The sequence below is a fragment of the Microbacterium sp. ARD31 genome, from assembly GCF_031844425.1.
Map to the genome: position 1 here is coordinate 47,365 of NZ_JAUZVE010000004.1, position 12,395 is coordinate 59,759.

Sequence of the window (12,395 nt, forward strand, 5' to 3'; positions counted from 1 at the left end):
TGGGGCGGTGACATCCCCCGCACCCCTGGCCGCTGTCCTCTGGGACATGGACGGCACTCTCGTCGACACCGAGCCGTACTGGATGGCCGCCGAGACGCCGCTGGTCGAGCGCTACGGCGGCACGTGGTCGCACGAGCAGGCGCTCTCGCTGGTGGGCATGGGGCTCGAGGACTCGGCCCGCATCTTCCAGGCCGCCGGGGTCCGCCTGGGCGTGCACGAGATCATCGACCATCTCACCGACGAGGTGATGAGGCAGCTCCGCGAGGACGGGGTGCCGTTCCGCCCCGGCGCGCGCGAGCTGCTGGCGGACCTGCGCCGCGCGGGCATCAAGACCGCACTCGTGACGATGTCCATGGGGCGGATGGCCCGGTCGGTGGTCGACCTCATCGACTTCGACGCCTTCGACGTGGTGGTCGCCGGCGACGACGCCACGCGGCCGAAGCCCTTCCCGGACCCGTATCTGCAGGCGTGCGAGCTGCTCGGGGTCTCGCCCCTCGAGGCGGTGGCCATCGAGGACTCCCCGAACGGGCTCCGCTCGGCCGTCGCGTCCGGCGCCGCCTCGCTCGGCGTGCCGCACATGGTCTCGCTCGAGGGCGCCGGCGCCCACACCCTGTGGCCGAGTCTCGAGGGCCGGACGACGCAGGACGTCGCCGCCTTCCACGCAGCCCACCGCCGCGCCCATTCCGACCCTGCCCTCGCCCCCGAGGAGGGCACCCGATGACCGGACGACCCAGCGGGCCTTTCCGCGTCGGCGACCGCGTACAGCTCACCGGACCCAAGGCGCGGCTCCACACCGTGACGCTGCGCGAGGACGGCGAGCTGCACACGCACCACGGGGTCCTGCGCCACCGCGACCTCATCGGTCAGCCGGACGGGTCGGTCGTGGTCAACAGCTCGGGCCACGAGTACCTGGCCCTGCGCCCCCTGCTGCGGGACTTCGTGATGTCGATGCCGCGCGGCGCCGCCATCGTCTACCCCAAGGACGCCGCGCAGATCCTCGCCCAGGCGGACGTCTTCCCCGGCGCGACGGTCGTCGAGGCCGGGGTCGGCTCGGGCGCGCTGTCACTGTGGCTGCTGCGCGCGATCGGCGGCGAGGGACGACTGATCTCGTTCGAGCGTCGCGAGGAGTTCGCCGACGTCGCCCGGGCGAACGTCGAGACCTTCACCGGCACGGCACCGTCCAACTGGGACGTCGTCGTCGGCGATCTGGTGGCAGCGCTGCCCGAGGCCGTCGCACCGGCATCCGTGGATCGGGTCGTGCTCGACATGCTCGCGCCCTGGGAGTGCATCGACGTCGTCGCCGACGCGCTCACGCCCGGCGGCGTCGTGGTCTGCTACGTCGCGACCGCGACGCAGCTGAGCCGCGTCGCAGAGTACATCCGCGGCACCGGGCTGTTCACCGAGCCGGACGCGAACGAGACGATGGTCCGCGGCTGGCACGTCGAGGGGCTCGCCGTTCGGCCCGACCATCGGATGGTCGCCCACACCGGCTTCCTGGTGTGGGCGCGCCGGCTGGCACCGGGAGCGGTCCCGCCCGAGGTGCGGCGACGTGCGTCGAAGTCCAGCTACGGCGACGAAGACGTCGAGCTGTGGACGCCCGGAGCCGTCGGCGATCGGCAGATCACCGACAAGAACCTGCGCAAGCGCGTCCGCGAGGCGCGGCGCGCCGCCGATGGGGCGCGGCACGCGGCAGGCGGTGCCGACGGGAACGAGCGAGCGGCGCCTCTAGACTGATCCGGTGCGAAAGATCTCCGCTGCCCTCGTCGCCGTCGCCCTGACCGCCGTCGGACTGACCGGCTGCTCCCTGCCCGGAGCCGGTGCGGAGTGCCCGCGGCCGGATGTCTCGGACGCCGAGACGATGGACCTGATCACCGTGTCGGGGCCGATCGAGAACGTTCCGGACGTCTCGGTCTACGCGCCGTTCCAGACATCCTCGACGGCCTACGCGGACGTCGAGGAGGGCTCGGGCACGCAGATCACGACCACCGCGCAGCTCGCCGTCCTCGATGTGACCCTCATCAGCGGCGAGACGGGCGATCTCATCGTGAGCACCGCCTATGACGGCAACCTCTCGAGCCCGATTCCGCTCACCCAGTGGACCACGTCGTTCCCCGGCTTCGAGGACGCCCTGTCGTGCGCCGAAGAGGGTGCGCGCGTGGCGATCGCGCTCGCCCCGGGCGACATCGAAGCGCAGACCGCGGCCGGACTCGGCATCGGCGAAGAGGATTCCGCCGTCGCCGTCGTCGATGTCCGCAAGGTCTATCTGCCCAAGGCCGAGGGCGACCTCCGCTTCAACGCGGGCAACGGTCTGCCCGCTGTGGTCCGCGCGCCCGACGGGCGTCCCGGAATCATCGTCCCCGACGGCGCCGCTCCCGAGGACCTCGTCGTGCAGACGCTCGTGGAGGGCGACGGCGAGGAGGTCACGGGTGACACCCCGGTGCGCGTCCACTACACCGGCGTGCTCTGGGATGACCGCACCGTCTTCGACAGCACGTGGGACGCCGAACCGGCCTCTCTCACTCTGGACGGCGTCGTCCCCGGCTTCGCGCAGGCGCTGGAGGGCCAGACCGTCGGCTCCCAGGTCATGGTGGTGATCCCGCCGGAGCTCGGCTACGGCGACACCGAGCAGGGGTCGATCCCCTCCGGCTCCACCCTGGTGTTCGTGATCGACATCCTCGGACTGGACCAGCCCGCCGCCTAGGATGAGGGGGTGCCTGCCGTACCCGCTGTGAAGATCCCGCCCGAGGAGCGGCTGGTCAACCTCGTGGTGGCGCTCATGGCCACCGAGCAGGGGATCACCAAGGACACCATCCTCTCGTCGGTCTCGGGCTACCGCGAGCAGGGCGGAGCCGGCGCCTCGAAGGACGCGCTCGAGAAGATGTTCGAGCGCGACAAGGAGAATCTCCGCCGCCTGGGCGTGCCGATCGAGACGATCGGGGATTGGGCCGATCCCGATGATCTGCGCGAGGCGAGGTACCGGGTGCCGTCGACCGAGTACGAGCTCCCCGACGACATCGCGTTCACGCCTGCCGAGATCGCGCTGCTCAATCTCGCCGGAGGAGTCTGGCGGGAGGGCTCGATGTCGAAGGACGCCCGCACCGGCCTGCGCAAGATCCGCGCGCTAGGAATCCCCGTCGACGAGCCCATCATCGGATTCTCGCCCCGCATCAGCGTGCGCGAGGCTGCGTTCGCGCCACTCCAGCAGGCCATCGAGCAGTCCTGCGTCGTGACGTTCCCCTACCTGAAACCGGGGGAGGAGCGCCCGCGCTCCCGCCGCGTCCAGCCGCTCGCGCTGGTGGAGTACGAGGCGCGCTGGCATGTGTTCGGCACCGACCTCGGCGTCGATGCCGAACGCACGTTCCTGCTGTCCCGCATCGTCGGACCGGTGCGCATCGAGCGCGAGACCTTCGACCCGGCGCTGCGCGCGGGGGCGGGGGAGCGCGCGCTGTCGGGACTGGAGCAGGTCGCGGCTCGGAATGCGGCGCTGCTCGAGGTCAATCCCGGCACCGAGGCGGCACTCCGCCTCGCACGACGCGCGGAGCCCGCCGATCAGGGCGTGCGCGTGCGCTACGTCGACCTGCATGTGTTCGCGGACGAGCTGGCGTCCTACGGTCCCGAGGTGCGCGTCGTCGAGCCGCCCGAGCTGCGACGTGCCGTCATCGACAGACTCACCGCCGCTCTCGAGCGCCACGGAGGCGTCGCATGACCGCCGCCCGATCGCCGCTGGCGACCGATCGCGCGGCGCTCCTGCTGCAGCTCGTGCCGTATCTGGTCGGCAAGGGCGAGGTGGCCCTCGCCGAGGCCGCGGACGAGTTCGACGTCACCCCCGAGCAGATGCGGCAGCTCGTCGAGCGGCTGACGGTCATCGGCCTTCCCGGCGACGGCGGATACTGGCAGATGTCCAACGACCTGTTCGACATCGACTGGGACCTGCTGGACCGCGATGACCTCATCGTCATCACCCACGCCGTGGGCCTCGAGCGCGCGCCGCGGCTGACCGCGCGCGAGGCGGCGGCCCTGCTGGCGGGGCTGCAGCTGGCGCGCGCCCTTCCCGGCGTCGGCGACACCGAGCTGTTCGCCGGGCTCCTCGCCAAGCTCGCCCGCGGCGCGTCGAGCGCCCCGGCCGAGGTGATCGTCGCTCCCGGCCCCGTGGACGCCGTCCGCGACGCCGTCGCCGCCGCGCTGCGCGAGGCGGTCGCGGTGACGTTCACCTACAAAGCACCGGACGCCGGACCCACGGCCCGCACCGTCGATCCGGTCAAGGTCCACATCGCCGAAGGGCAGTGGTATCTGCAGGGCTGGTGTCACCTGCGGCAGGCGATGCGCACCTTCCACCTCGACCGGGTGAGCGACCTCAAGCTGACCGACATCCCGAGCACGCACGGCGAGGAGCCGGTCCCGGCATGGTTCGAGCCCGGCGAGGACGACATGGTCGCACGGGTGCGATTCCCGGCATCCGTCGCACCGCTGCTGGGCGACTACCTCGAACGGGCCGCCGTCGAGACCACGGGATCCGAGTCGACGGCGACGATGCGGATCGCCGATGCCGCGAGCCTGCGGCGCCTCGCCGCGCGCCGCGGCGGAGAGGTCGAGATCCTCGAGCCGGCCGGCGCCCGCCGCGCAGCCGCGGAGTGGGCCGCTGCCGGTCTGGCGCAGTACACGTGACGTTCAGATAACGCGGATGCCGCAACGGCGGCCCGCGGGATGCCGCGGGCTAGACTGTCACCACCCCTGTACGCGAGACGACGGAGTGCATCATGTTCGGCAACCTCAACGGCTGGCACCTTCTCATTCTGCTCGCTGTGATCCTGCTCCTCTTCGGCGCGGCCAAGCTGCCCGCCCTGGCGAAGAGCGTCGGACAGTCCGCGCGGGTCTTCAAGGGTGAGATGAAGGCGATGAAGGACGAGGATGCCGCAGCCGGCACCACGTCGGCAGAGCCGGGTGTCGCCGGGACCACCCCGGGGGCGACCCCGTCGTCCGCGCCCTCCACGGCGCCGCCGGCCACGGGGGACAGCGCCTCCGATCACCGCCCCTGAGGCCTGATGGTCACCGCCGGACCGCCGCGGACGGAGGATCCCGACCTCCCTCGCCGCGACAAGCGGATGTCGCTCGGGGCGCACCTGGTCGAGCTGCGTCGGCGGATCATGTTCGCGGCGATCGCCCTCGTCGTGGGGATGGTCGTCGCATTCATCATCACCGACCCGATCATCCATTGGATCACCGGTCCCATCCGCGAGATCGCGGAGCGTCGGGGTGACGACTTCTCGGCCCTGAACTTCACGAACGTCACGAGCGCGTTCGACATGCGCATGCGCATCGCGTTCTCGATCGGCATCTTCCTGTCGGCGCCCGTCTGGCTGTGGCAGGTCTGGGCGTTCATCATGCCGGGTCTCACGCGGAAGGAGATCCGGTACACGATCAGCTTCGTCGCGGCGGCCATTCCGCTCTTCTTCGCGGGCTGCTACGTGGGCATCCTCATCGTCCCCCACGTCATCGAGCTGATGTGGGGATTCACCCCCGAGGGCGGGGTCAACTTCTACAGCGCCGCGGAGTACTACGACTTCGTCTTCAAGCTCATGATCGTGATCGGCGTCGCCTTCGTCCTCCCGGTCTTCCTCGTCGCGCTGAACGTCGCCGGCATCATGTCCGGTCGCGCGATCCTCAAGGGGTGGCGCGTCGCGATCCTGGTGGCGACCACGTTCGCCGCCCTGGCGACACCGGCTGCCGACGTAGTCAGCATGCTGATGCTCGCCGGCATCCTCACCGTCCTGTTCTTCGCCGCGGGCGGACTGTCGCTGCTGTTCGACCGTCACCGCGCCAAACGGGATGCCGCGATCCTGGCCGCCGGGACGGACACCGTATGAGCGAACCGGGGCCCGCCGAACGATTCGCCCGCGCCAGTGAGGCGAGCCGGCAGGACCGGGATCACCCGGTGACGGCGGAGTTCGCCCGCGCTCAGCGGTTCGAGCTCGACCCCTTCCAGATCGCGGGATGCCGCGCCCTCGAGGACGGCCGGAGCGTTCTGGTGGCTGCGCCGACCGGCGCGGGGAAGACCATCGTCGGCGAGTTCGCCATCCACCTCGCGATGAACGAGCCGGGCGACAAGGCGTTCTACACCACGCCGATGAAGGCGCTCTCCAATCAGAAGTTCCGCGAGCTGCAGGCGGTGTACGGCGCCGACCAGGTCGGTCTCCTCACCGGTGACACGAACATCAACGGCTCGGCGCGGATCGTGGTGATGACGACCGAGGTGCTGCGCAACATGCTGTACGCGGACTCGCCGGCGCTGCAGGGTCTGCGGTTCGTGGTGATGGACGAGGTCCACTACCTCGCCGATCGCTTCCGGGGGGCGGTGTGGGAAGAGGTGATCATCCACCTGCCGCAGACCGTGCGCCTGGTGTCGCTGTCGGCCACCGTCTCGAATGCGGAGGAGTTCGGAGACTGGCTCGACACGGTTCGCGGCGACACCGAGGTGATCGTCTCCGAAGTGCGGCCGGTGCCGTTGGAGCAGCACGTCCTCGTCCGGGGCGACCTCCTTCCTCTCTTCGACGACCGCGCCGGGATCGCCACCGCGCAGGTCAACCAGGAGCTCATGCGCCTGCGCTCGTTCAAGGGCCCGAGCTTCGAAGGCAACCGCAGCGCGCAGGCGGCGCGCAGCGGCGCGCACCGCGACGGCTACTCGTCGCGACGGCCGCAGCGGGGTGGTCGTCGCCCCGTGCGGGCGGCGAACGCCCGCCGGATCGAGAGACTCGATCGGCCCGACGTGGTCGAACTCCTCCACCGCAGCAACCTGCTTCCGGCGATCTTCTTCATCTTCAGCCGGGTGGGCTGCGACGCCGCCGTGCAGCAGGTGCGGCGCGGCGGGGTTCGCCTGACCTCCCCCGAGGAGCGCGCCGAGATCCGCGCGATCGTCGAGGAGCGCACGCGCACCCTTCCGGACGAGGACCTCGCGGTGCTCGGATACTGGGAGTGGCTCGACAACCTCGAGCGCGGCGTCGCGTCCCACCACGCGGGCCTCCTGCCGGCCTTCAAGGAAGTCGTCGAAGAGCTGTTCCAGCGCAAGCTCGTGAAGGTCGTGTTCGCCACCGAGACCCTGGCGCTCGGCATCAACATGCCGGCCCGGACCGTCGTGCTCGAGAAGCTCGAGAAGTTCAACGGCGAGGCGCGTGTCGCGATCACGTCCGGGGAGTACACCCAGCTCACCGGACGGGCCGGTCGGCGCGGCATCGACGTCGAGGGCCACGCCGTCATCCAATGGACCGAAGGCCTCGATCCGCAGCAGGTGGCGGCACTCGCCTCGCGTCGGACCTATCCGCTCAACTCGAGTTTCCGGCCCACGTACAACATGGCCGTGAATCTCATCGACCAGTTCGGCCGCCCGCGGGCGCGCGAGGTGCTCGAGTCGTCGTTCGCCCAGTTCCAGGCCGACCGCGCCGTCGTCGGGCTCGCGCGACAGGTCCGCGAGAAGGAGGAGTCGCTGGCCGGCTATGCCGAGGCGATGACCTGCGACCGAGGCGACTTCCCGGACTATGCCGGCTTGCGCAGAGCGCTGAGCGACGTCGAGAAGCTCAACCGCAAGGATGCGACCGCGTCCCGCGCCACCCGTGATGCACGCCTTCGCGAGATCGCGAGTCTCCGCAAGCGCATCCAGCGTCACGCGTGCCACCAGTGCCCGGAGCGGGAACAGCACGCCCGCTGGGCCGAGCGCCACGAGAAGCTGCGTCGCGAGGTCGAGAGTGCGCGTCGACAGATCGACAACCGCACCGGCACGGTCGCCCGGGTCTTCGACCGCGTCGTCGACGTGCTCACCGCCCTCGACTACGTGCGGACCGCCGACGACGGGCGGGTCACCCTCACCGAGGCGGGGCGGACGATGAGGCGCATCTACGGCGAGCGCGATCTGCTCGTCGCCGAGAGTCTGCGTCAGGGGCTGTGGACGAAGCTCGACGCTCCGTCGCTGGCAGCGCTGGCGTGCGCTCTGGTGTACGAGCCGCGCCGCGACGAAGCCGGCCCGGGGGAGCACCGGCTGCCTGCGGGTCCCTTCCGCCCGGCGCTGGCGGCCACGCAGGACCTGTGGCAGAAGCTGGACGATCTCGAGCAGGACCACAGGCTGCCCGGAAGCGAGCCCATCGCCACCGGTCTCGCACAGGCCATGCACATGTGGGCACGCGGCGGCGCCCTGGACCGCGTGCTCGGCGAGGCCGACATGGCAGCCGGGGACTTCGTGCGCTGGAGCAAGCAGACCATCGACCTGCTCGATCAGCTGTCGCTCGTCGCGTCGCCGGAGGTCGCGACCACCGCTCGCCGCGCTCTCGATCAGGTCCGGCGCGGCATCGTCGCCTACAGCTCCGTGTGAGCCCCGGTGACTTCTGCGGTGACCTCTAGGCTCGACGACGTGATCCCCGTCGGCGCACCCCGCCCCCTGCTTCCGCTGTGGTTCGCGGTGCTCGTCTCGGTGGTGGGCGGCGTCACACTCGACCTCGCGTTCCCGGACGTCGGCTGGTGGCCCCTTGCGCCGGTCGCCGTGGCCTGCGCCCTGGTCGCGCTGATCGGGCGGAGCGCAGGCGGCGCCCTCCTCGTGGGGCTGGCCTTCGGGGCGACGTTCTATCTCATCCACATCGTCTGGATCACGCGCTACCTCGGCGTCATCCCGTGGTTCGCCCTCGCCGGCATCGAGACGGTGTTCATGGCGGTCGGCTCGATCCCGATCGCCCTGGCCTACCGGTGGATGCCGCGGCTGGGGCGGACTGCTGCGGTGAGGCTGGTCGCGCTTCCGGCGCTCGTGGCGGGGCTGTGGACGGCGCGCGAGCTGTTCATGGGCTCGTGGCCCTACACCGGCTTCCCCTGGGGCCGGATCGGCATGAGCCAGTCCGAGAGTCCGCTGGCGCATGTGGCGTCGTGGACGGGCGTCGCGGGACTCACGTTCCTGATGGTCTTCCTCGCGGCCGCCGTCATCGAATGGCTGCGGCTCGGGCGGCTGCGCGATGTGCGGACGGCGCTGCCGGCCGCCGCCATCGCGACGGTCCTCCTGGTGACGCCGCAGTTCCCCACGTCAGCGGCCGGGGAGCTGAGGGTGGGTGCGGTGCAGGGCAACGGCCCGTCGGGATACTTCGACGAGCGCACCCGCAACGCGGTGCTGCGTGCCCAGCTGGACGCGTCGGGACCGCTCCTCGGCGAGGATCTGGACGTCGTGCTGTGGCCCGAGGGGGGAATCGACTCGGACCCCCTCGCGAACGCCGGCACGGCGGCCGTGCTGGACGCCCTCGCCGAGCGCGCCGACGCCCCGCTCATCGTCAACGCCGCGACGACGCGGGGCGACGACACCTTCAACACGTCGATGCTGTGGCAGGCGGGTGAGGGAGCGGTCGCTCTGCACGACAAAGCCAACCCCGTTCCGATGGGGGAGTACGTCCCCGATCGGTGGTTCTTCGAGATGCTCGTCCCCGACCTCGTGGGGCTCATCCAGCGCGAGTACACCCCCGGCACCAACCCGCCGTTCTTCGACGTGAACGGCGTCGGTGTGGGACTCGCGATCTGCTTCGACGTCATCTACGACCAGGTCATCTGGGACGGCGCGGCCGCGGGTGCCGAAGTCTTCATGTTCCAGACCAACAACGCCGACTTCCGCGACACCGACGAGAACCTGCAGCAGCTCGCCTTCGCGCGTATGCGCGCGATCGAGACCGGGCGCGCGGTGGTGAACATCTCGACGGTGGGCACGAGCCAGGTCATCGCCCCCGACGGCACCACGGTGGCCGGGCTTCCCGCCGGCGAGTCGGGCCACATCATCGCCGACGTGCCGCTTCGCACGGGTCTGACGCCCGCAGTGGTCGTCGGCGGTGCCGTTCAGGGCGTCATCGGGTGGGGGAGCGCACTGTTCCTCCTCGGGCTGGGCGGCGCGCTGGCTCTTTCCCGTCGCCGGATGCTGCGCAACACGAAAGCGACGCCGGCCCCCGAGGGGTCCGGCGTCGCTGAGACGGAGTGATCGTCAGGCGCTGATCTTGTCGGCCGCTGATCCGGCGCCGCGCCGTTCGCGCAGAAGCGCCAGGCGCTCTTCGAGGAGCTCCTCGAGCTCGGGGACCGTGCGCCGCTCGAGCAGCATGTCCCAGTGGCTGCGGGGCGCCTTGTCGCCGGAGTGGTCGACCGTGGCGGTGCCCTCTCCGATGCGAAGCAGCGCCTCGGCGCCGCACGTGCGGCACTCCCACGCCTCGGGCACTTCGGCGTCCGCTGCGAAAGTCAGTGTGGTGTCTCGTCCGCAGGACGAGCATGTGTACATGTGCTGTGCGCGTTCATGGAACACGACGCCCTCTTCGCTCTGTAGGCTCTGGGCGCCGAGTCGGATGCCGCGCAGACTGCGGTCTGCCATTTTGTGGTCCTCTCGTCGCTGTTCAGGTATAACGAACCCACCTGTGCGGATCATCCGAACGGACCGGCGCCGTGGGCCTTTCACAGCCGATGCTCAGCCCGCGCGGGCCGCCGTTCGCACGGCGTGAATCCGGTGCGGGAGCGGCCTATCTGCGCCGCTCCGCCACCTTCAGCGCCACGTGCGCCTGATCGGTGACGATCCCGTCCACACCGAGGTCCAGAAGCCGCTCCATGTCGGTCACCTCGTTCACCGTCCAGACGTGCACCTCCACGTCGAAGCGGTGGGCGGTCTCGACGAGGCGGGGGGTCAGGATGCGAACGCGGCCACGGCGCTCCGGCACCTGCAGGGCGTCCACTCCCGCCAGCAGGCGTCCCGCGAGACGGGAGGAGCGGACCGCAAGTGCACCGAGCAGCCGGGCGACCGTCGCCGACCCCGCGGAGGTGGCCGGCGGCATCTCGGCCCCCGCCGCCTCCGCGGCGCGCAGCGCCTCGCGGCGGCGGGCGTCCGAGAAGCTGGTGAGCAGGACGCGCTCCGCGTAGGGGGCGATCGTGGCCCCGACCTGAGCGGCGGCATCCGCAGCCTTCACGTCGAGATTGAACCGCAGGTCGGGGAACGAGTCCAAGGCCTGGGCGAGGGTGATCAGTCCGCCGCGGTCGGCCATGATTCCGTCGAGCTCGCGCAGGGTGACCGCCGCGACCGCTCTGGGATCGCCGGTGACCCGAGCCAGATCCTCGTCGTGGAAGAGCACCGGCACCCCGTCACGGGTGAGGTGGCAGTCGGACTCGACGTAGTCGACCCCCAGCGCGTGGGCTCCCGCCACCGCGAGGAAGGAGTTCTCGACGATGCCGTGGCCGGCGTCGTCGGCGGAGACGAAACCCCGGTGCGCGAGGACGCGGGGGTGCTCGCCGGCGAACCAGGGGTGGCGGGTGCGGCGGGTCGGGTCAGATCCCGTCATCGCGTCGTCCGTCGACGCCGGGTGCGGACGCACGTGCTTCGGAGGCGATGTCGTCGGCGGCGGTGGCCGCTTCGCGTGCGGCGGCGACGGCCGCGTCGGCGGCGCGGGAGGACGCCTCGTCGACCGGCCTGCGGGCGGCCGGGCGCGGGCCCCCCGCGGCGCGTCCACCGAACGCATCGCCGATCCCCTTGAGGGCCTCGGTGAACTCGCTGGGGATGATCCACATCTTGCTCGAGGAGCTGTCGGCGATCTTCGGCAACGTCTGCAGGTACTGGTACGCGAGGAGCTTGTCGTCGGGATCGCCGACATGGATCGCGTTGAACACCATCTCGATCGCCTCGGACTCGCCCTGCGCCCGCAGCACCGCCGCCTGCTTGTCGCCTTCGGCACGCAGGATCTCCGCCTGGCGGCGACCCTCCGCCTCGAGGATCTGGGACTGCTTCGAGCCCTCGGCGGTGAGGATGGCCGCACGGCGGTCGCGTTCGGCCCGCATCTGCTTCTCCATCGAATCCTGGATGGACGCGGGCGGGTCGATCGCCTTCAGCTCGACGCGCGAGACGCGGATGCCCCACTTGCCGGTCGCCTCGTCGAGCACGACGCGCAGCTTGCTGTTGATCTCGTCGCGGCTGGTCAGCGCCTCCTCGAGGTTGAGCCCGCCCACCACGTTTCGCAGGGTCGTGGTGGTCAGCTGCTCCACTGCGCCGAGGTAGTTGGCGATCTCGTAGGTCGCGGCGCGCGCGTCGGTCACCTGGAAGTACACGACCGTGTCGATGGAGACGACGAGGTTGTCCTCGGTGATGACCGGCTGGGGCGGGAAGGACACCACCTGCTCGCGCATGTCGATCAGCGGGCGCAGACGGTCGATGAACGGCACCAGCAGGTTCAGACCCGGTGACAGCGTCCGCTGGTACCGCCCGAGCCGCTCCACGACACCGGCATTGGCCTGCGGGATGATCCGGATCGCGCGGAAGAGCACCACCACGACGAAGATCGCGATGACGATCAGCAGGATGACGATGAAGATCTGTCCGACGAACTGTCCGATGTCGACCATGGCGGGTCCTCTCTTGGATG

General features: G+C 70.6%; 12 protein-coding genes. 9 read left to right on the forward strand and 3 right to left on the reverse strand.

Going from position 1 to position 12,395, the window contains the following annotated elements; all coding sequences use genetic code 11:
* Nucleotides 1–7: 7 nt before the first annotated feature.
* From Q9S36_RS13815 to lnt, 9 genes are all read left to right on the forward strand, one after another.
* Nucleotides 8–721 (forward strand): HAD family hydrolase, encoded by a 714-nt coding sequence (locus Q9S36_RS13815; protein ID WP_396653760.1) that lies wholly within the window; start codon nt 8–10, stop codon nt 719–721.
* Nucleotides 718–1,734, forward strand: a complete 1,017-nt coding sequence (locus tag Q9S36_RS13820; RefSeq protein WP_311285617.1) for a tRNA (adenine-N1)-methyltransferase — start codon at nt 718–720, stop codon at nt 1,732–1,734. The genes Q9S36_RS13815 and Q9S36_RS13820 overlap by 4 nt, the downstream gene beginning before the upstream one ends.
* A 4-nt stretch (nt 1,735–1,738) precedes the next feature.
* A complete protein-coding gene (locus tag Q9S36_RS13825) occupies nt 1,739–2,701 on the forward strand; it encodes an FKBP-type peptidyl-prolyl cis-trans isomerase (protein ID WP_311285618.1) in 963 nt (320 codons plus the stop codon).
* A 9-nt stretch (nt 2,702–2,710) separates the two neighbouring features.
* The gene (locus tag Q9S36_RS13830) at nt 2,711–3,706 is read left to right on the forward strand and encodes a helix-turn-helix transcriptional regulator (protein ID WP_396653761.1); all 996 of its coding nucleotides are present in this window, start codon (nt 2,711–2,713) and stop codon (nt 3,704–3,706) included.
* Entirely contained in the window at nt 3,703–4,665 is a 963-nt protein-coding gene (locus Q9S36_RS13835) for a WYL domain-containing protein (protein WP_311285619.1), read from the forward strand. Before Q9S36_RS13830 ends, Q9S36_RS13835 begins: the two co-directional genes overlap by 4 nt.
* 92 nt (nt 4,666–4,757) lie before the next feature.
* On the forward strand, nt 4,758–5,036 hold the full coding sequence (tatA, locus tag Q9S36_RS13840) for a Sec-independent protein translocase subunit TatA (protein ID WP_251449601.1): 279 nt from the start codon (nt 4,758–4,760) through the stop codon (nt 5,034–5,036).
* 6 nt (nt 5,037–5,042) lie between these two features.
* Nucleotides 5,043–5,864, forward strand: a complete 822-nt coding sequence (tatC, locus tag Q9S36_RS13845) for a twin-arginine translocase subunit TatC (RefSeq protein WP_251449602.1) — start codon at nt 5,043–5,045, stop codon at nt 5,862–5,864.
* Nucleotides 5,861–8,356, forward strand: coding sequence for a DEAD/DEAH box helicase (locus tag Q9S36_RS13850; RefSeq protein WP_311285620.1), 2,496 nt, complete (start codon nt 5,861–5,863; stop codon nt 8,354–8,356). Before tatC ends, Q9S36_RS13850 begins: the two co-directional genes overlap by 4 nt.
* A gap of 42 nt (nt 8,357–8,398) precedes the next feature.
* A complete protein-coding gene (lnt, locus tag Q9S36_RS13855; protein WP_396653779.1) occupies nt 8,399–9,985 on the forward strand; it encodes an apolipoprotein N-acyltransferase in 1,587 nt (528 codons plus the stop codon).
* 3 nt (nt 9,986–9,988) lie between these two features.
* Here the strand turns inward: lnt and Q9S36_RS13860 are convergent, their stop codons facing one another.
* From Q9S36_RS13860 to Q9S36_RS13870, 3 genes are all read right to left on the reverse strand, one after another.
* On the reverse strand, nt 9,989–10,366 hold the full coding sequence (locus tag Q9S36_RS13860; RefSeq protein WP_251449605.1) for an RNA polymerase-binding protein RbpA: 378 nt from the start codon (nt 10,364–10,366) through the stop codon (nt 9,989–9,991).
* A 145-nt stretch (nt 10,367–10,511) separates the two neighbouring features.
* Nucleotides 10,512–11,321 carry a glycerophosphodiester phosphodiesterase family protein gene (locus Q9S36_RS13865; protein WP_311285622.1) on the reverse strand — a complete coding sequence of 270 codons (810 nt, stop codon included), beginning with the start codon at nt 11,319–11,321 and terminating at the stop codon, nt 10,512–10,514.
* Nucleotides 11,308–12,375, reverse strand: a complete 1,068-nt coding sequence (locus tag Q9S36_RS13870; RefSeq protein WP_311285623.1) for an SPFH domain-containing protein — start codon at nt 12,373–12,375, stop codon at nt 11,308–11,310. The genes Q9S36_RS13865 and Q9S36_RS13870 overlap by 14 nt, the downstream gene beginning before the upstream one ends.
* Between the last annotated feature and the right edge of the window lie 20 nt (nt 12,376–12,395).

What these genes read in the sequence shown, in the direction of transcription:
- tatA (WP_251449601.1), top strand. Translation starts at nt 4,758, where the DNA reads ATGTTCGGCAACCTCAACGGCTGGCACCTTCTCATTCTGCTCGCTGTG.
- Q9S36_RS13860 (WP_251449605.1), bottom strand. Translation starts at nt 10,366, where the DNA reads ATGGCAGACCGCAGTCTGCGCGGCATCCGACTCGGCGCCCAGAGCCTA.
- Q9S36_RS13870 (WP_311285623.1), bottom strand. Translation starts at nt 12,375, where the DNA reads ATGGTCGACATCGGACAGTTCGTCGGACAGATCTTCATCGTCATCCTG.
- tatC (WP_251449602.1), top strand. Translation starts at nt 5,043, where the DNA reads ATGGTCACCGCCGGACCGCCGCGGACGGAGGATCCCGACCTCCCTCGC.
- Q9S36_RS13820 (WP_311285617.1), top strand. Translation starts at nt 718, where the DNA reads ATGACCGGACGACCCAGCGGGCCTTTCCGCGTCGGCGACCGCGTACAG.
- Q9S36_RS13850 (WP_311285620.1), top strand. Translation starts at nt 5,861, where the DNA reads ATGAGCGAACCGGGGCCCGCCGAACGATTCGCCCGCGCCAGTGAGGCG.
- Q9S36_RS13865 (WP_311285622.1), bottom strand. Translation starts at nt 11,321, where the DNA reads ATGACGGGATCTGACCCGACCCGCCGCACCCGCCACCCCTGGTTCGCC.
- Q9S36_RS13835 (WP_311285619.1), top strand. Translation starts at nt 3,703, where the DNA reads ATGACCGCCGCCCGATCGCCGCTGGCGACCGATCGCGCGGCGCTCCTG.